The organism is Alcanivorax sp. (assembly GCF_002726155.1).
In the GTDB taxonomy this organism is placed as follows: domain Bacteria; phylum Pseudomonadota; class Gammaproteobacteria; order Pseudomonadales; family Alcanivoracaceae; genus Alcanivorax.
In genome coordinates this window covers 99,338-116,461 of sequence record NZ_PBSH01000019.1, presented here as the reverse complement: position 1 = coordinate 116,461, position 17,124 = coordinate 99,338, and the positions used below count along the sequence as shown (strand labels likewise).

Annotated in this window: 16 protein-coding genes; 7 read left to right on the top strand and 9 right to left on the bottom strand. The window is 58.4% G+C overall.

The features are described 5' to 3' along the window. The first annotated feature begins 52 nt into the window (after positions 1 to 52). Complete coding sequence (locus CL546_RS06165) at positions 53 to 982, top strand: electron transfer flavoprotein subunit alpha/FixB family protein (protein WP_290493697.1); 930 nt, start codon at positions 53 to 55, stop codon at positions 980 to 982. A 239-nt stretch (positions 983 to 1,221) separates the two neighbouring features. Further along, on the top strand, positions 1,222 to 2,004 hold the full coding sequence (locus CL546_RS06160; RefSeq protein ID WP_290493695.1) for an SDR family NAD(P)-dependent oxidoreductase: 783 nt from the start codon (positions 1,222 to 1,224) through the stop codon (positions 2,002 to 2,004). Positions 2,005 to 2,405: 401 nt separating this feature from the next. Here the strand turns inward: CL546_RS06160 and CL546_RS06155 are convergent, their stop codons facing one another. Further along, on the bottom strand, positions 2,406 to 4,454 hold the full coding sequence (locus tag CL546_RS06155) for an LTA synthase family protein (RefSeq protein ID WP_290493693.1): 2,049 nt from the start codon (positions 4,452 to 4,454) through the stop codon (positions 2,406 to 2,408). A 494-nt stretch (positions 4,455 to 4,948) separates the two neighbouring features. Between CL546_RS06155 and CL546_RS06150 the strand changes: the two genes are divergently transcribed. Both CL546_RS06150 and CL546_RS06145 read left to right on the top strand, forming a co-directional pair. Further along, positions 4,949 to 5,734: an acyl-CoA thioesterase gene (locus CL546_RS06150; protein ID WP_290493692.1), complete on the top strand. Its 786-nt coding sequence runs from the start codon at positions 4,949 to 4,951 to the stop codon at positions 5,732 to 5,734. Next, positions 5,731 to 6,375 (top strand): 1-acyl-sn-glycerol-3-phosphate acyltransferase, encoded by a 645-nt coding sequence (locus CL546_RS06145; RefSeq protein ID WP_290493691.1) that lies wholly within the window; start codon positions 5,731 to 5,733, stop codon positions 6,373 to 6,375. Before CL546_RS06150 ends, CL546_RS06145 begins: the two co-directional genes overlap by 4 nt. 16 nt (positions 6,376 to 6,391) lie before the next feature. Here CL546_RS06145 and CL546_RS06140 read toward each other — a convergent pair whose 3' ends face one another. Next, positions 6,392 to 7,618, bottom strand: coding sequence for a GAF domain-containing protein (locus CL546_RS06140; protein WP_290493689.1), 1,227 nt, complete (start codon positions 7,616 to 7,618; stop codon positions 6,392 to 6,394). 137 nt (positions 7,619 to 7,755) lie between these two features. On the opposite strand from CL546_RS06140, the gene CL546_RS06135 reads away from it, so the two are divergent. Continuing rightward, positions 7,756 to 8,022: an acyl-CoA-binding protein gene (locus tag CL546_RS06135; RefSeq protein WP_290493687.1), complete on the top strand. Its 267-nt coding sequence runs from the start codon at positions 7,756 to 7,758 to the stop codon at positions 8,020 to 8,022. Between the two features lie 64 nt (positions 8,023 to 8,086). Here CL546_RS06135 and CL546_RS06130 read toward each other — a convergent pair whose 3' ends face one another. The 3 genes from CL546_RS06130 to CL546_RS06120 all read right to left on the bottom strand — a co-directional run bounded on the left by CL546_RS06130 (position 8,087) and on the right by CL546_RS06120 (position 11,028). After that, a complete protein-coding gene (locus CL546_RS06130; RefSeq protein ID WP_290493686.1) occupies positions 8,087 to 9,265 on the bottom strand; it encodes a tetratricopeptide repeat protein in 1,179 nt (392 codons plus the stop codon). 171 nt (positions 9,266 to 9,436) lie between these two features. Then, entirely contained in the window at positions 9,437 to 10,051 is a 615-nt protein-coding gene (locus CL546_RS06125) for a hypothetical protein (protein WP_290493684.1), read from the bottom strand. A gap of 11 nt (positions 10,052 to 10,062) precedes the next feature. Continuing rightward, positions 10,063 to 11,028 (bottom strand): DMT family transporter, encoded by a 966-nt coding sequence (locus tag CL546_RS06120; RefSeq protein WP_290493682.1) that lies wholly within the window; start codon positions 11,026 to 11,028, stop codon positions 10,063 to 10,065. A 140-nt stretch (positions 11,029 to 11,168) separates the two neighbouring features. Between CL546_RS06120 and CL546_RS06115 the strand changes: the two genes are divergently transcribed. Both CL546_RS06115 and CL546_RS06110 read left to right on the top strand, forming a co-directional pair. Next, entirely contained in the window at positions 11,169 to 11,930 is a 762-nt protein-coding gene (locus tag CL546_RS06115; RefSeq protein ID WP_290493680.1) for a M90 family metallopeptidase, read from the top strand. Further along, positions 11,930 to 12,238, top strand: coding sequence for an antibiotic biosynthesis monooxygenase family protein (locus CL546_RS06110; RefSeq protein ID WP_290493679.1), 309 nt, complete (start codon positions 11,930 to 11,932; stop codon positions 12,236 to 12,238). Before CL546_RS06115 ends, CL546_RS06110 begins: the two co-directional genes overlap by 1 nt. A 103-nt stretch (positions 12,239 to 12,341) precedes the next feature. Here CL546_RS06110 and minE read toward each other — a convergent pair whose 3' ends face one another. The 4 genes from minE to CL546_RS06090 form a co-directional block, all read right to left on the bottom strand. Further along, entirely contained in the window at positions 12,342 to 12,593 is a 252-nt protein-coding gene (minE, locus tag CL546_RS06105; RefSeq protein ID WP_007150134.1) for a cell division topological specificity factor MinE, read from the bottom strand. Positions 12,594 to 12,596: 3 nt separating this feature from the next. Next, on the bottom strand, positions 12,597 to 13,412 hold the full coding sequence (minD, locus tag CL546_RS06100) for a septum site-determining protein MinD (RefSeq protein ID WP_290493677.1): 816 nt from the start codon (positions 13,410 to 13,412) through the stop codon (positions 12,597 to 12,599). 33 nt (positions 13,413 to 13,445) lie between these two features. Further along, positions 13,446 to 14,177, bottom strand: coding sequence for a septum site-determining protein MinC (gene minC / locus CL546_RS06095; RefSeq protein WP_290493675.1), 732 nt, complete (start codon positions 14,175 to 14,177; stop codon positions 13,446 to 13,448). A 362-nt stretch (positions 14,178 to 14,539) separates the two neighbouring features. Beyond that, positions 14,540 to 16,996, bottom strand: a complete 2,457-nt coding sequence (locus tag CL546_RS06090; protein ID WP_290493674.1) for an acyl-CoA dehydrogenase — start codon at positions 16,994 to 16,996, stop codon at positions 14,540 to 14,542. Positions 16,997 to 17,124: the final 128 nt, after the last annotated feature.

Genomic DNA, 17,124 nt, shown 5'->3' with positions numbered 1-17,124 from the left:
GCTCCGTTGACGAGCTGGTCGAGAAACTGAAGAACGAAGCGAAGGTGATCTGATGAGTGTATTAGTTTACGCCGAACACGATAACGCCGCGCTCAACAAAGTTACCCTGAGTGTGGTTGCTGCTGCCAAAGAAATCGGCGGCGACATCACTGTGCTGGTAGCCGGTAAAGGCTGTGGCGCTGTTGCTGAAGAAGCGGCCAAGGTTGATGGCGTTTCCAAGGTACTGTGCGCAGACAACGATGCCTACGAGCATCAGCTGGCTGAAAACATTGGCGATCTGGTTGCTGAAGTGGGCGCCGATTACAGCCACATCCTGGCGGCTGCCACCACCACCGGCAAGAACTTCGCGCCTCGCGCGGCGGCTCTGCTGGACGTGGCCCAGATCTCCGAGATCTCCGACGTGATCGATGCGGACACCTTCAAGCGTCCGATCTACGCCGGTAACGCCATTGCTACCGTGAAATGCGGCGATGCCAAGAAAGTGATCACCGTGCGTGGTACGTCTTTCGATGGCGTTGCAGCAGAAGGCGGTTCTGCTTCTGTTGAAAACATCGACGTTGCAAAAGACGCTGGCATTTCCTCCTTCGTGGGTGAAGAGCTGGCCAAGTCTGACCGTCCTGAGCTGACCTCTGCCGAGATCGTGATCTCTGGTGGTCGCGGTATGGGCAACGGCGAGAACTTCGAAATCCTGTACAAGCTGGCTGACAAGCTGGGCGCTGGCGTGGGTGCATCCCGTGCTGCCGTTGACGCAGGTTTCGTACCCAACGACATGCAGGTCGGTCAGACCGGCAAGATCGTTGCGCCGAACCTGTACGTTGCTGTGGGCATTTCCGGTGCCATTCAGCATCTGGCCGGCATGAAAGACTCCAAGGTCATCGTTGCTATCAATAAGGACGAAGAAGCCCCCATCTTCCAGGTGGCGGATTACGGCCTGGTGGCTGACCTGTTCGAAGCTGTACCGGAGCTGGACGGCAAGCTGTAAAAACAGCTCGCAGTTAAGCACCAGAAAAACCCGGCCTTGTGCCGGGTTTTTTGTTTATTAGTTCAAAGTTTAAAGTTCAAAGTTCAAAGTTCAACGCGAAGGAAGGTCTGTTCTTTTTGAGTATGTTTCTCCGTGTGGAGACTTGTGAGCGCGGGCACGGCAATAAAGCATCGATAGGCTTATCCGCGCTTTTCAACTTTAAACTTTGAACTTTCAACTCATCCTTCCCGAGACTCACCATGCAAACCTTCAACGGAAAAACCGCATTGATCACCGGTGCCTCCAGTGGCATCGGTGATCAGATGGCGAGACAACTGGCTGCTATGGGCTGCAACCTGATTCTGGTGGCGCGTCGCACCGACAGGCTGGATGCTCTGGCCAGGGAGTTGAGAACGGTCACTGTGGACGTGATTACCGCTGATCTGGCTGATCCGCAAGCCGCTGATGCGGTGTACGAGCAGACGAGAGCCTTGGGCAGACAGGTAGACATATTGATTAACAATGCCGGCTTTGGTTTTCAGAAATCCATACTGGCGTTGCCTATGCGTGAGCAGCTCGGGATGGTGGATGTGAACGTGCGCAGCCTGCTGGTGCTGACACAATCTTTTACTGCCCCCATGGTTCAGCGTGGGCAGGGCTGGGTGCTTAACGTCAGCTCGGTGTCCGCCTGGTTTCCTATTCCCGGTATGGCGACCTATGCGGCTAGCAAGGCTGCGGTGCTGCACTTGAGCCGGGCACTCCATGAAGAGCTGAAACCGTCTGGTGTGATCGTGACGGCACTGTGTCCGGGGGGCACGCGTACCGAGTTCTCGTCTCTGGCTCGTGAAAAAATGGACCCGGATCTGGAAAAGGCAATGATGCCGGCGGATCGGGTAGCCGCTGCAGGATTGCAGGGGCTAATGGCTGGGAAAGCGGTGGTGGTACCCGGTGCCCTGTATAAGCTGATGGTCGCGGTAACACGATTCTTGCCCGGGGTTTGGGTCACCCGGCTAGCGGGGGCGGTGATGGGGCGGCATGACTAGGGAGCCTCTGAAAACTCCTCGCATGCTCAGTCTTTCAGGCTGGTTCGCAATCTATACCCAATTCGGGGCACAGAGGGCGCGCTTTTGAAGGTGTCCCCTCAAGGGGGATCGAGATATGTCCATCCATCCAAAAAGTGCAACAACGAGTGCGGGCCAGCCTGGAAGACCCGAAGGGCGCGGCCTGAAGCGCCCATCTGCTGCGCCTTGCCTCTAGGAAAGGGAACCACCCTGTCCGTCCAGTCAAGACACAACAGCTGCACGCTTCAGGTCACGCTGAGTACGCGAGGAAGTTTTCAGAGGCTCCCTAGAAAAAACAGCCTCCGACGCTGAGAACAACAGGCGCCAGGGTCACCTGTTGTTGTCGAGCTTGTGGCGTCAGGCATCAAGCGTTGCCTCGATGCCTATTGCTGCGCTTTGTCTTCTTTGTTGTCCACGTTGTCGTAGAACATGTAGCGCGCGGTTTCGTATTGCCCGCGGGCCAGGTCATAGAGTTTTTTAAACACGTCTGGGTGCTGCTCGGCGCGGTCGGTTTCCGGGTCGTCGCTGTGCAGGTCGTGGAGGGTGGCATTACTGCCATCGTGATTCATGCGCACGAAGTAATCCTTGGTCAGGGCGCCATACACCGGACGCGGCCCTTCCTGCATGACCACAAAACTGGCGCGGTCGCCTTCTGGCGCCGGGCTCTGAATGTCCCGGCCCAGGGTGGTGTTACGGTAGGTCAGGCCCAGCATGCCGGCGATGGTGGGCATCACATCGGTCAGCCCCATTGATTGTTCAATAACGCGGGGTTTCAGGTAAGCGGGCGCATAAATCATGTGTGGCACGTGATTGCTCTCCAGCCCCAGTTTCTCCATGGCCGGTGGCATGTGAGGGATGGTGGTAATGCGGTTGTTGTGGTCGCCGAAGAACACAAAAATCGTGTTGTCGAAATAGTCGCTGGCGCGTGCCATTTTCATGTATTCGCCCACGTTGTAGTCCAGCAGACGCACGGCGTTGTATTGGGCGGAGTTGCGGAACCCGTGCTCTCTCAGCTCATCTTCCGGCATGTCGCGCACTTCGAAATCCCCGTTCTTTTCGGGGATGGTGAAGGGGCGGTGATTACCAGCCGTCTGGATAAAGGCAAAGAAAGGTTGATCGTTGGGCAGGTCGTCGAGAATCTGGTTGGACTCGCGGAACAGCTCCAGGTCGGAAATGCCCCATACGTCTACGTTGGGCGCTTTCCAGTCCCCTTCCTCGTACAGCTCAATCCCGTCAATGCTCTGCTTAATCAGCCCGTCGATGTTTGCCCAGCCGGCGTTGCCGCCGACAAAGTAGAATTTGCGGTAGCCCTTGAATTCATTCAGCACCATGCGTTGATGGCTGGTGAGAGGGTTACGGCTGGCGCTTTCCGTAGGCGCCACATCAGGAATGCCTGTGAAGGTGGCCCAGATGGTTTTGGCGGTGCCGGTAACTGGTACGTAGAAGTGTTTGAAGAGCCAGCCGTCGTCGGCAATTTGGTCCAGATGCGGGGTGGGGTTGAACGGGGTGCCGTAGGCGCCGACACGGCTGGCGCCTAGGGACTCCAGCATCACGAATACCACGTTCGGCGGTTGGTCGTAGTTCAGTTTGTGGGGCTGCACATCCACAACACGGTCGAAGTTGAGCTCCTGGCGCTGCTCTGCCGGAATGTTCAGATAATCCGCCATGACGGGGTAATACTCTTTCACCGCGTCTTTGTCGTAGGGGGAGGCAGGGATGAGGGTGGTGTCGTAGAAGTACAGCACCGGGTTTAGCCCCAGCGATCCTACCGCCTTGTTGCCGGTGGCGAAGGCTTCGCTCCAGCGCAGAGGGATCGGGTTAAGAATATTGATGTCGCTGACCCGGCCCAGAATCGCAAAGAAGAACAATGCGAAGCAGACGAAAAAGCCGAATGTGGCCTGGCTTTTGGCAATGCGGGTTTGCGGGCGGCCGAGCAAGGTTTTCTCAATCCACAGGGCGGCCCAGAAGATGAGCGCGGTGGTGAGCAGCCAGCCCAGGGTAATCCAGATAACGGGGTAGCTTTCCCAGACCATCTGGGTGGAAATGGCGGTGTCTTCCAGGAAACGCAACGCGGTGACATTGAGCCGGTCGCCCAGGTAGGCGTAGTGGCCAAAGTCGAGAATATAGGTGAGCACCACCAGCAACAGGGCCAGCAGCAGGTAGGCATGACCCACAAAACGGGCAATGCTGCTGCGCAACAGGTTCAGCCAGGGCAGGTAAGCCAGGGCAGCCAGCGGGAGCATCAGCAGCAGGGCCAGGCGCAAGTCAAAGCGAAGGCCTATGCCCCAGGCGGTGATAATGGTGTCGGTGGCGATGTCACTGTCACCGGACAAAGGGGAAAAGCCGAAATAAAACACGGCGCGCAGTACAACCATCAGCGAGAAAAAGAGAGCTGTGATGGCCAACAGGTACTGAAGGCGACGGGATTTCAATCAGGTCATGCGTTTATCTCCGTACTGGCGAAACTGAAAAAGAGGCGCCTATGCTACCGGCAAGGGGCGCCAAGCGCATGGGGAAAACGCGTTTTCCGCTTGTTTTGTGCGCACTCTTGTTGGTTATGGCGCCTAGGGAACCTCTGAATAACTCCTTGCGTACTCAGCGTGGCCTGAAGCGTGCAGCTGTTGAGTCTTGTCTTGACGGACAGGGTGGCTCCCTTTCCTAGAGGCAAGGCGCAGCAGATGTACGCTTCAGGCCGCGCCCTCCGGGTCTTCCAGGCTGGCCCGCACTCGTCGTTGCGTTTTTTCGATGGATGGACATACACCTTCAAAATCGCGCCTAGATTGCGAGCCAGCCTGAAAGACTGAGCATGCAAGGAGTTATTCAGAGGTTCCCTGGTCTTGTTAACGACGGGATAATGACTTTTACCCATCTGATGGGGATGGTAAATAAAGGGCCGCTGTTTCAGGCATACAAAAAGTGAGAGATCATGACATTCGATGAAATTTTGGCCACGGTGGATGGCAAAGGCTTCGCCAGATTCCCTGAAGGCTGGGGGCAGGGCCGGGCGCTGTTTGGCGGGCTGGTCGGTGCGGTGTTGTTTGACCATCTGCAAAAAACAGTGGCGACTGGGCGATTCTTGCGTAGTTTCTCTCTGTCTTTTGTGGCGCCGGCATCGCCCGGTGAGGTTGCACTGGAAGCGACGGTGTTACGGGAAGGGAAATCGGTGATGCAGGCGATGGTGTCCGCTCGCCAGGGGGAGCAGGTGGTCGCAGTTATGTTGGCCAGCTTCGGTGTGGGCCGGGAGTCCAACGTGGTGGTGGAAGGGCCGTCTGCGCCAGGTTTGAAAGGGGCAGATCAAAGCTTCGCGCTACCGTTTATCAAGGGGCTGACGCCGGATTTCCTGTCCCATTTTGATATTCGCTATGCGGAAGGCATGCCGCCGTTCAGCGCTAGCGCAGCGCCGGATTTCGGGGGTTACATGGGCTTTGCCGTGCCACCGGAGACCATGAGTACGGCGGCGTTGATTGCCCTGGTTGATACCTGGCCGCCTTCGGTGCTGCCTCTACTCAAAGGTCCGGCACCGGCCAGCTCTCTGACCTGGACCATGGAGTTGCTGAATGATCCAGAGTCTCGACCGGCAGATACTTTGTGGCAATATCGGGTAAACACTGACCAGTGCAGTGATGGCTATGGACAAAGCCAGGCGGTGATCTGGGACGCGGACGGGAAGGCCGTGGCACTGAGTCGACAGACCTTTACGGTATTTGCATGAAATTGGAACTGGCACCGCTGACAGCGCGGACACTGGGGGATCAGGTGCCCCGTCGCGGCCACTGGCTGCTGGCGGGGTTGGGCAAATTGATACTGGGGGCCATGGGGTGGCGCATTGTTGGCCGCTTGCCCAATACGCCCCGTGTGGTTCTGGCGGTGGCGCCGCATACCTCGAACATAGATGGCCTGATCGGCATCAGTGCCATCCAGTCGCTACGGGTGCAGGTGCGTTTCATGGGCAAACACACCCTGTTTGAGGGGCGCCTGGGGCGGTTTATGTACTGGCTTGGGGGGATTCCGGTGAACCGCGAAAGTGCGCGGGACGTGGTGGAACAGACCACAGAAATCATGCGTGAGACGCCATTTTGGCTGGGCCTGGCTCCGGAAGGGACACGCACTGGCGCCAAGCGCTGGAAAACCGGGTTTTACCGTATTGCCGAGCAAATGGCTGTGCCGATTGTGGTGCTGGGGTTTTGCTACCGGCGCCGGCAGGTACGTATCGTCGACTGTTTCTTGCCTACCGGAGATATGGACGCGGACATGGCCCGGATGGTGGCATCGTTGGCGGATATCGTGCCGCGCAAGCCCGAGCTGCTATCTGCACCCTTGAAGGCGGCCAAGGCCGCCCGTGGTATTGATTGAGGCTGCAGGGCGAAGTTTATGCGGTGGCGCTGGCGGCCTGGTCCAGAAACTGCTGGCGGCGCTGTGCGGACTGCAGTGCAAAGGCGAGAGGGCGGTGTAGCTCGCTGATCAGCGTCTGCTGTTCTTGGTCAAACCCCTGAGTGTTGGCAATTTCAATAATCCCCAGTGGGTGGTCACCTTGTACCAGCGGCCATAGCAACACGGTGCCAGGCGGCCGTTTCCCCTGGCCGGTTTCCAGATCCAGATAATCCTGTGGTACCTGATGTTGCTGCATCAGCAGCCGCTGGTTTAGCGCGGCGCCAAGCAGCCCCTCGCCTGCGGGCAGGGTGTCGCGGGTCTGAGCTGCGCCGTTCAGTGCCCAGCCGGCCTGGCGTACCAGAGTGTCCTTTTCCAGCGTGTAGGCCGCGCCCACCTGCGCATTCACTTGCTGAACCAGATAACCCAGCACCCGTTCCAGTAATTGTGTGGGTGTCAGGTTGCCGGCGATTTGCTCCATAAAAGTATTGAGCTGTTGCTGCCGGCGCGTGTCTTTTTCTGCCTGCTCTCTCCAGTGTTTCAATTGCTCGGATTCATGGGCCAGTAACAGGTTGTTGGCAAAATTGCGCCGTGCACTGATATCCAGAATGTAGCCGTTCAGGGTGCAGATGATCAGCGGGATGCCGAACGACAGAGACACGAGCAACAATGGAAGGTCCAGGCGCATGAGCAGGCTGATTGCAAAGGCCACCACGGCGGCCATGGTGCAGGTGATGAGCGTCTGCCGGGGAGGAAGGCGCAGAATCGAGAAGCCGATAATAAGCAGATAAATGGTTTCGAAAGAAGAAATCTGCCCGGGGAAACTGCCATTAAAACGGATCGCCCCTAAAACGGTACCGGACAGGGACAAGCCCAGCGCCAGATACATGACGCCAATGGCGTGAGGGCGCAGCCAGCTCAGCCGGGTACAGCACCATAGCCCGATCAGGGCTACGGCGATGGGATAAACGCCGTAGCTTCGCCAGGCGGCCATTTCCGGCGTTTTGACCAGCATAATCACCGGCAGAACGACCAGCAGGTACAGCCCCATCAGCAGGTAAACGGAGCGATTGATCAGATCTCGCGCGCGTTGATGCGCGTGCTCTGCGTACCGCCGTTCCTGGGCTCGATCGAATTGCACCAGAAAGGTATTGAGAGCATTGCGAAGAATGCCTTCCTGCTGCGGGTCAAGACTCTGGCTGGCCTGGGATTGCCCTGCGTCGCTCATGGCGTAACCTGATTATTCTTCGTTTTGATTTTGTTGGTAGCGCTTATGTTGATTCATCGGCGATCACAGCGCACTATTTCTTGCAGAAATTAAGGCTCGAGCCTTATACAACAATGATCACACCGACAGGAAACATCATGACCGATACTGCCCGATTTGAACAAGCCCAGAAAGATGTCAAAACCCTCGACAGCAAACCGTCCAATGATGACCTGCTGTTTCTCTATGCGCACTTCAAGCAGGGAAGCACCGGTGATGTGGCTGGTAAACGCCCGGGAATGCTGGATATGGTGGGGCGCGCCAAGTATGACGCGTGGGCCAAGCTGAAAGGGTTGGGGGCAGATGAGGCCAAGCAGAAATACATCGACAAGGTGGATGCCTTGTTGAAAAGCCACAAGGGCTAAGAGCTAAGGTAAGGGGCCTGCGACTGTGGCCATCGTCACAGGCATCCCGCATCAGGCGCTCCCTTCAGGATTTTTTCTGCAGCAGCTGGGCCTTGCCCAGTTGCGCTTCCCCCGCCAGATTCCGATAGAACGTTTCCAATTCCGGAAGCTGGGCTTCCAGCGCGTCACGTACCTGGCGCCGCGCCGTGGTCAGGTTCGATTCCACCTGTTGTGTTTCCAGCGCCAGCTGGTCTTTGCGTTGCTGCAGTGCGGCGGGCAGGGCGGTGCCTCCGAGTTTATTGAGCCGAGTGTTCAGCCGCTCCAGCCGCTGCCGGGCGTCGGCTAGCCGTGCGTTTAGCTCCTCGGCATCCGGGGCGTTTTGCAGAATGCGCTGCAAATCGGCGATTTCCTGCTCTGTGGCCGCTTTTTCCCGCTTCGCGGCGGTGCGGAAGGCGCCATTGGTCAGGTCTCTGGCGGTGGCATGCTGAATGGCGTTATTCAGGTCGGTTTGCCGACGAGCCAGGCATTTGTCCTGGTGGTGGGCCGCCATGAGTTGGCGGGTGGCGGCAAGAACCTGGCTATCGTCATCTCGGACCATGGCCAGTACCAGCTGATCCATGACCGTGGTGCTGTTGCCGGCCACGGTATTGGTGAGAGTGCGGTACAGCTGCTCCGGCTCGTTGGAGAGTTGTTCCAGGGCGTTGAGGTTTTCTGCCGCTTTGGTCAGTGCCAGGTTGTACACCGGCAGGGCTAGCGCATCGGCGCCCTGATTGCGCCAGTCATCGCCGGCCAGCACCAGCCCGGACACCGCCCGCGGGTTGCCCGGGAAGCGCGCGGCAATACGGATAAACCAGGCCCGGGCCCGCTCCTTGTCACCGTCGCGTCGATAGCTCTCTGCCAGCAGGAAGGCGGCATCGACAGCGGCGGGGCTGTTTTGCTCCACTTCGCTGAGTTGTTGCCGGGCAAACTCGGTGTCGCCGTCTTTCAGGGCCAGGGCGGCCAACCGCAGGCGGGCGTAATTCCCCAGAATGGGTTTGTTGATGCTGCTGGCCTGTTGGTTATAGGCAAGCAGTGTGCGGGCTTGCGTTGTCGTCGCCTGGTGGCCCAGCAGCTCCAGAAGCTGTTCATCATCCTGGCTGATGGCCAGAGAGGCTGTTGTTGCTGTGGGGGCGGCGCTCAGGCAGGCCGAATCGGCCATGCTGGCAAGGGGCAGCAATGTCAGGGTCAGGCTGGCGATAGCAGCACGTGAGAACGGTCCCGTCATTATGTCAGTCTTTTCTTATTGGCATTATTGGGTCCAAATGGTGCGCCAACTGAAGAATGAGAGAAGGAACTGGGTCACACGGGCGTAGACAAAGTCGTCAGACGGGGCTGGCCGGAGGGGAAGTATTCCCCGCTCCACGAGTGTTGTGAAGCGGGGCGGTGGGGATGGAGATCAGAATCCTCGATAACTGGTTGCGACGATGACAATGCCTGCAATGACCGCCAGGATTCCCAGGAGGAACATCACCGTGGCCAGAATGCCCAGCACCTTGCCCGCCAGCGTCATGCCTTCACCGCTGCTATCCATGTTGCCCTGGCGCATGGCTGCCAAATCCTTGTTGCCCAGAATCCAGGCGACAATACCGACAGGCGCAAATAACAGTACTCCCAACAGGCCAAGTGTGAGTACCAGCCCGCCACGGTGTGGTGCTGCATTGGTGTTGATGGCGGTGTTTTGCGGGGCGTTTGTCACAGGCTGATGGCGACCGGTAAAGGCGGCACCCAGCATCAGTGCGCTGATGATCAGGTACAGCCCGTTGTAGATGCCGCTGGAGATCAGGGCGAAAAGATCGCCAGATATCTTGTCGTCATACAGCATTTCGATCAGCACGAATTGCTGCAGGCACATATAGGCGATATGGACCAGACTGAGCAGCGAGGCGATCAATACCAGAATGGCGGCGGTCCGTGCCTTTGGCATGAAAATGCCGGCCAGTACAAAACCGGCGATGGCGACCAGAAAGGTCGGTAGCGTCATGGTGATGAGTTGCGCTATTTCTCCACCCATTGGAACTCCTTTTACTTTGGGGTTGAAACAAAAAACCGGCTCAGGAAAACCTTGAGGAGGCTGCGTACAGCTCGCCAGCGATTGACCAGAAGCGACAGAAAGATCAGCGCGCAACCTGCCAGTTGCAGCAGTGTCATCTGTTCGCCGAACCAGGCGGCGGCCATCAGTGCGGTCCACATGGGTTCCAGCACCATAATGACAACACCATGGCTGTGCAGTGACAGGCTTTGCGCATAGGTTTGTACCAGAAAACGCAGGGCGGTGCCTACCGTGGCACTGAGTACCACCCACAGGGCCAGTATCGGGGTGGCGTTGGCCGCGACAGGTTGCCAGGGTTCGAAAATGGCGGATAACACACCGGTTAGCACGCCCACCACGGCGAGCACTACCGTGGTCAGCGCCAGAGCAGGGACGCGCGGGTGTTCAATAAATTCGCCATTCATGCCCTGCGTGGAGAGGGTGTTGGCGGCGCGGGTATTGAGATTGAAATAGAGCGCAAAAATGGTGGCGGCGGCCACAAAAAATAACTGCCCGGCTTCCAGGTGCAGTCCCTGATCCAGGGACAGCAGGGCCAGCCCCGCAGCGGCCACTGGCAGCGCCAGCCAGGTACTGCCGGGCACGGGTTCGGCAAAGATCAGCCGGGCGATCACTGGCACCAGCACCACTCCCAGGCTGGTCAGAAAGGCGCCTTCACCCACATGTTCACCCATGGCCAGGCCCATTACCCAGCAGCTCATGGCGATGCCGAAAACAGTACCGACACGGACGCAACGAAGCAGTTGCTGGCGGCTCAGGCGACGCAGTTGACGGTGGGCCGCCATGGCCAGCAGGCTTGCTGCCAGCAGGAAACGCAGTGACATGAACAGCAGCGGAGGCATGGCCAGCACGGCTTCTTTGGAGAACATCCAGCTGATGGCTGCCAGAAGGGTGACCACCAGAAGCAGCAGGTCGGCTTTATGAGCTTGGTGGATAGACACTGAACACTATTCGCAGCAGAGACGGTCGGCGATGGTAGCACAGCCGTACCGGGCGGTAACGACTGGTGAAACGCCGCTATCATGGTCAAAGTAGACACCGTTAATCACAATACGACCACGCAATCACGTGAGGGCAGTGCATGTTTGCAGCCTGGAAGAACTGGCGAGACGCTCGCCGGGTCAGGAAGATGGGATATACCCGGCAGGAGTGGGAAGCGGCTGTGTCAGACTGGCCGTTAATGGCCCGGTTTGAAGGTGAAGAGCGGGATGCGCTGTTTGCTCTTTCACTGCGTTTTCTGGCTCGAAAAAGCATCGCCTCTGGCGGCGGGTTCGTTTACACCGATGCCATGTGCCTGAAAGTGGCGACCATGGCCTGTGTGCCGATTCTGTATCTGGGGTTGGACTGGTATGACGGTTGGTACACCGTGATTCTGTATGAAGGCGCCTTCATCCCCAACCGGCCTCACCTCAGTGAAGATGGTGTGGTCCATGCCCAGGGGCCGGTGTTGGCGGGAGAGGCCTGGCATCAGGGGCCGGTGATTCTGTCCTGGGATGCGATTTGTGATGCCTGTGCGCCGGATAACGTGGCCAGTAATGTGGTGATTCACGAGATGTCGCACAAACTGGATATGCGCCGCAACGGGGCCAACGGCAGGCCGCCGTTACATAGAGGGATGAACCCGAAGCAATGGCATGACACCTTCACCGCCTGCTGGGAAGAGCTATTGAGTGATTATCAGCACCACCGGCCCATGCCTGTGGATGCTTATGCGTTGACCGGGCCGGGTGAGTTTTTTGCTGTCTGTAGCGAGGCGTTCTTCGAAGGGCCGGATCAGCTCTATAAAGACTGGCCAGCCCTGTACCGCCTGTTGGCTCAGTTCTATCGACAGGGAGAGCGATGATGAAATTTATTTTTGAGGTACGCGTCAAGCCGGGTTTTAGCGTGGAGGAATATGCCCGGGGCTGGGTGGAAGCCAGTGAGATTATCCAGCAGAGCGAGGGAGCAAAAGGCACTTATTTACACCGCAAGATCGGCCACCCGGACACGGTACTGGCCATCGCCCACTGGGAGAGCAAGGCGCACCGCGATGCCAAGGACGACAGCCGCAGCGCCAGGGTAAAGGCGATACTGGAAAAGCATGCGAAAGTGGTGGATGTCACCGTGATCGGCGAGTACGACGAGCCGGAGTGGCAGGTGTTACCGCAGTGAGAGGGGCGCGCAAGTGGGTTTGCTCGAAGTGAGATGAGGCAAGCCGGTAGAGGGCGCCCCTGTGCTGCAGAGGTTGTCAGCAACAGGGGCGCTCACCATGGAATCAGGCTTCCGGCAGGGTGATATTCAGTTCGAGAATTTCACAGCCGGATTCCCGGTCCATCTGGACGTTCACGGCGTCCTGGTCCACAGGGACATATTTACGCACCACTTGCAGCAGTTCTTCCTGAAGCTGCGGCAGGTAATCCGGGCCACCGCGGGTGGAGCGTTCGCGGGCCACAATGATCTGCAGGCGTTCTTTTGCCACAGATGCCGTGTTCTGCCTTTTAGGAAGCAGATAACTGAAGATGCTCATCCGTTAGCCTCCAAACAGACGGCCGAATAGACCTTTCTTGTTAGTGGTAAGAAAGCGGTGCGGCAGCTGGTCACCCAGGAAGCGGGCAACGGCATCGCTGTAGGCCTGACCGGCGTCGGAATCCGTATCCAGGATCACCGGGCTGCCGGAGTTACTGGCATTGAGCACCGCCTGGGATTCCGGGATCACGCCAAGCAGTTCAATGGCGAGAATTTCCTGCACGTCTTCCACCGACAGCATCTGTCCGTTCTCTACCCGTTCCGGGGAGTAGCGGGTCAGCAGCAGGCGGGAGGGGATGTCCCCATCGCCCAGTTCGGCATGGCGGGTCTTGCTGGCCAGAATGCCGATGATGCGGTCAGAGTCCCGTACGCTGGAGACTTCCGGGTTGGTGACGACCACGGCCTCGTCGGCGAAGTAGGCTGCCATCAGAGCGCCTTTTTCGATGCCGGCGGGGCTGTCGCAGATAATGTAGTCCATCTGCATGTCATCACGCAGGGCGTTGAGTACGCCTTCCACGCCTTCAATGGTGAGGGCGTCCTTGTCGCGGGTCTGGGAGGCCGGGAGGATGAACAGGTTGTCCACCTTCTTGTCCTTGATCAGCGCCTGCTTGATGTTGGCATCGCCACTGATCACGTTGACCAGATCATAGACCACACGACGTTCGCACCCCATGATCAGGTCCAGGTTGCGCAGGCCTACATCAAAATCAATCACAGTGGTTTTAAAACCGCGCAGGGCAAGGCCTGTGGCCAGCGCTGCACTGGTGGTGGTTTTGCCGACGCCACCCTTGCCGGATGTCACGACCACGATCTTCGTCACGCTCTTCTCCTTACCTTCCATGTTTCATGCACGCTAGTTCAGCGCGGTAAAATGCATCGCTTCGCCCTGCATGTATAGATGCACGGGCCGGTTACGGTATGACTCGGGCAGGTCTTCGGCCACCCGATAATGGCCGGCAATGGATACCAGTTCGGCATTCAGTTGCTGGCAAAAAATACGTGCGCTGGTATCGCCGCGAACCCCGGCCAGGGCGCGGCCGCGCAGGTTGCTGTACACATGAATGTTGCCGTCGGCCATGATTTCTGCGCCGGTGCTCACCGGCGCGAGCACGATCAGGTCACCACGGCTGTAGACCTGTTGACCGGAGCGGACCGGCTGGTCGATGACCATGGTTTCAACCTGCTGCGCAGCGGGCTTGCTCTCCGCTGCAATATCGTCCGTGGCCGGGGCGGGTTCGGCGCGGCGGGGTACATCACGACCACCGGCCAGACTCAACGTGCCCAGACCCAGCATGCTTGCTGTGTCCGCATCAATGTTCTCGCTGCGGGCCAGGGCCACCAGGTTGACCCCGAGGCTACGCAGCGTATCCACAGCGGCCATCAGCGCCACTGGATCGCTATCCAGCTCCGGGCTTACATCGATGACGACGGGGGCTTCCTGTAGCCACTGGGCGGCGTCTTCCAGACGCTGGCTCACCTGCTGGTGGAGGACATTGGCATCCAGATTTTTCAACTGGAGGACCGTCATCATCAACATGCGGCCCTTGAATTCGATTGCGGTTTTTTCTTCGACGACTGCTGTCATTGCTGACCTGTTGTCCGAGGGGCAAAGGGAGGCAAAAAGGCGCTCCGGGCCCAGTGGGGCGTAATTTGGGCAAGACTAGACGAAAGCGACCATGCGTAAAAGCGCCAAAAGGGTGATCTGAATGTTAAATCTCTGTGAGATAGAGCGGACAAGGGATTAACTGCTGGAAAAAGCAGCGTTTTGGGTAAAAACGGCAGCGTTGCCTTTTTGTGAAAATGCGTACTGGTTAATGTTTGTGCATCGCAAGTATTGGGCGCATGCCGGGGGGCAGGGAGACTGCAGGTTGGAGAGAAAAGCAGGAAAGGGCGGTAAAGAGGGTGAAAAGAAGGGCGGAATGGTGAGCACCATCCCGCCCCGGTGGTTTACATCATTGGCCGTTCGGCGTGGACCTTCACTTCTTTCAGGTCCTTGTCGAAGGCGTCGGTGAGCAGGCAGTCGTAACGCATGGCGTCGTACTCGTTGATGGCGTCTACCTGGCTCTCGTTGATGATGCCCTTGCGGGCCGCATCCTGCAGTTTCTCCAGTACGGTCTCGCCTTCCAGCTGGCCTTTGCCTTCCGCTTTCAGATAAGCAAGAAAGCCGGGTTCCACTTCCAGCAGCTTGTTGAAGGTGGCTTCCACGCGGCCAATGGAGTCTTCCGGATCCTGGGAGATATAGGCCGGTTCCGCCAGGGCATCGCGCACCGAGTTGGGTTCCATGATCATCTGCCCCAGAGTGCGTATCTGATCGTCGCTGGGAGCCTGCGCCTTGCAGGGACGACCCAGCGGGAAGAACAGGCGCTTGAGCACGTGGCCGATGCCGAAGAAGCCGAAGTTGCGCGAGAACGCTTCCAGGGAATCGTGGGCCCGGCTGAAGGCCAGTCGCAGCGCATAGTGCGCATGGGCATCGTTGGCCTCGTCGCGGGGCAGGGTGGCGTGGTACTTGAGAATGGCACAGGCAATGAGCAGCTGACTGTGCACATCACCCAGGCGGGCGGACAGCAGTTCGCGCCGCTTCAGGTCGCCGCCCAGTAGCGCCAGGGCCATGTCCGAGACGCTGGCCAGTACCGCACTGTAGCGGCTGACCAGACGGTACCAGGGAGCGCTGAACGCATCGGAATTGCCGGGGGCATCAGACAGGTAAGGGCCCGCCAACGCCTGTACGATGGCACTGCTGATGTTGCCCAGCGTATGGCCTGCATGGGAGAAGAACAGGTCATCGAAGTCCTGCAGCCCCTGCTTCTTGTCTTCTGCCTGTATGGCTTGCAGTTCGTCATAGAGGAACGGATGACAGCGCATGGCCCCCTGCCCGAAGATCATCAACGAGCGGGTAAGAATGTTGGCGCCTTCCACGGTGATGGCGATGGGGGTGGACTGATAGGGCAAGGCCAGGAAGTTGCGTGGACCCAGTTGAATGCCGCGACCACCGGCGATATCCATGCCGTGGTTGATCAGCTCACGCATCATTTCGGTGGCGTGGTATTTGGCCATGGCGGTAACCACGGACGGCGCTCCGTCTTCCAGCGAACGGGTTACCAGGTGGCGATAGGCTTCCAGGGTGTAGGCCAGCGCGGCCACATCGGCGGATGCTTCCTGTACGCCCTCGAATTCCCCGACGGCCGTATTGAACTGGCGACGAATGCGACCGAAGGCACCGGTCATGCGGTAGCCCATTTCGCCACTGGCGGTGGCCAGTGCGGGCAGGGAGACGCCGCGGCCGGCACCGAGGCATTCGATCAGCATGCGCCAGCCTTTGCCTGCCATATCCGGGCCACCGATGATGGCATCCAACGGCACAAACACATCCTTGCCGTTGATAGGGCCGTTCATGAATGGCGAGCCAGGATAATGGCGGCGACCAATTTCCACGCCTTTGGTATCGGCGGGAATCAGTGCGCAGGTGATACCCAGATCTTCTTTGTCACCGAGCAGTTTCTCCGGGTCATAGAGCTTGAATGCCAAGCCAACCACGGTGGCCACTGGCGCCAGGGTAATCCAGCGTTTGGCGAAGTTCAGGCGCATGCCCAGTACTTCCTTGCCGTCGATCTTGCCTTTGCAGATCACCCCGGTATCAGGAATGGCGCCGGCGTCGGAACCCGCTTCTGGTCCGGTAAGGCCAAAGCAGGGAATCTCGTCGCCCTTGGCAAGGCCCGGCAACCAGCGGTCTTTCTGTTCCTGGGTGCCGTATTCAGCCAGCAGTTCACCCGGGCCAAGAGAGTTGGGCACCATGGCGGTAACCGCAGCGGTGAGAGAGCGGGTGGCAATCTTGCTCATGATGCGGCTCTGCGCATAGGGCGAGAACGCTTTGCCGCCGTACTCAGTGGGAATGATCAGGCTGAAAAAGCCCTTGTGCTTGAGGAAATCCCAGACCTCTTCGGGCAGGTCGCGCAACTCGTGGAAAATTTGCCACTCATCAAGCATGTCGCACAATTGCACCACTTCGTTGTCGATGAACGACTGCTCGTCATCGGTGAGCGTGGTGAACTGGATATGGGCGAATTTTTCCCAGTCAGGACGGCCGGAGAACAGATCGGCTTCGAACCAGGTGGTGCCCGCCTCGATGGCTTCACGTTCGGTATCGCCAATGGCAGGCATGACCTTGCCCAGCGCGTTGTAGACCGGTTTGGTGATGAACTTCTGGCGCAGGTCCACGTGGTTGAGCACGGTCACGCCGGCGGCGAGCAGAATCAGGGACACGGGGTGGAACAGCCAGGAAGCGAGGAAGCCGCAGAGCAGCCACACAATGACGAAAACGGCACTGCCAATGCCTCGGCTGATTTGCTGATAGAAGAGGGTCATCAGCGTGGCAATTAACAACACAATAGCCAATAGGCTAAGCATGGTGATCTCCTTTGCCTGTGTGGAATACCTTCCAGCATGCGGGTGCTGCCATGGAGAGGGCGTGAAACTGTCGCCATGAACTTCAAACCGCACAGCTGTCCTTCAGTCTAACGCGCAGATGGCATAAG

Bases quoted from the DNA above. Each gene is read 5' to 3' on its own strand.
- CL546_RS06160 (WP_290493695.1), top strand. From the start codon at position 1,222: ATGCAAACCTTCAACGGAAAAACCGCATTGATCACCGGTGCCTCCAGT.
- CL546_RS06110 (WP_290493679.1), top strand. From the start codon at position 11,930: ATGAAATTTATTTTTGAGGTACGCGTCAAGCCGGGTTTTAGCGTGGAG.
- CL546_RS06145 (WP_290493691.1), top strand. From the start codon at position 5,731: ATGAAATTGGAACTGGCACCGCTGACAGCGCGGACACTGGGGGATCAG.
- minE (WP_007150134.1), bottom strand. From the start codon at position 12,593: ATGAGCATCTTCAGTTATCTGCTTCCTAAAAGGCAGAACACGGCATCT.
- CL546_RS06115 (WP_290493680.1), top strand. From the start codon at position 11,169: ATGTTTGCAGCCTGGAAGAACTGGCGAGACGCTCGCCGGGTCAGGAAG.
- CL546_RS06125 (WP_290493684.1), bottom strand. From the start codon at position 10,051: ATGGGTGGAGAAATAGCGCAACTCATCACCATGACGCTACCGACCTTT.
- CL546_RS06135 (WP_290493687.1), top strand. From the start codon at position 7,756: ATGACCGATACTGCCCGATTTGAACAAGCCCAGAAAGATGTCAAAACC.
- CL546_RS06165 (WP_290493697.1), top strand. From the start codon at position 53: ATGAGTGTATTAGTTTACGCCGAACACGATAACGCCGCGCTCAACAAA.
- CL546_RS06140 (WP_290493689.1), bottom strand. From the start codon at position 7,618: ATGAGCGACGCAGGGCAATCCCAGGCCAGCCAGAGTCTTGACCCGCAG.
- CL546_RS06130 (WP_290493686.1), bottom strand. From the start codon at position 9,265: ATGACGGGACCGTTCTCACGTGCTGCTATCGCCAGCCTGACCCTGACA.
- CL546_RS06090 (WP_290493674.1), bottom strand. From the start codon at position 16,996: ATGCTTAGCCTATTGGCTATTGTGTTGTTAATTGCCACGCTGATGACC.
- CL546_RS06150 (WP_290493692.1), top strand. From the start codon at position 4,949: ATGACATTCGATGAAATTTTGGCCACGGTGGATGGCAAAGGCTTCGCC.
- minC (WP_290493675.1), bottom strand. From the start codon at position 14,177: ATGACAGCAGTCGTCGAAGAAAAAACCGCAATCGAATTCAAGGGCCGC.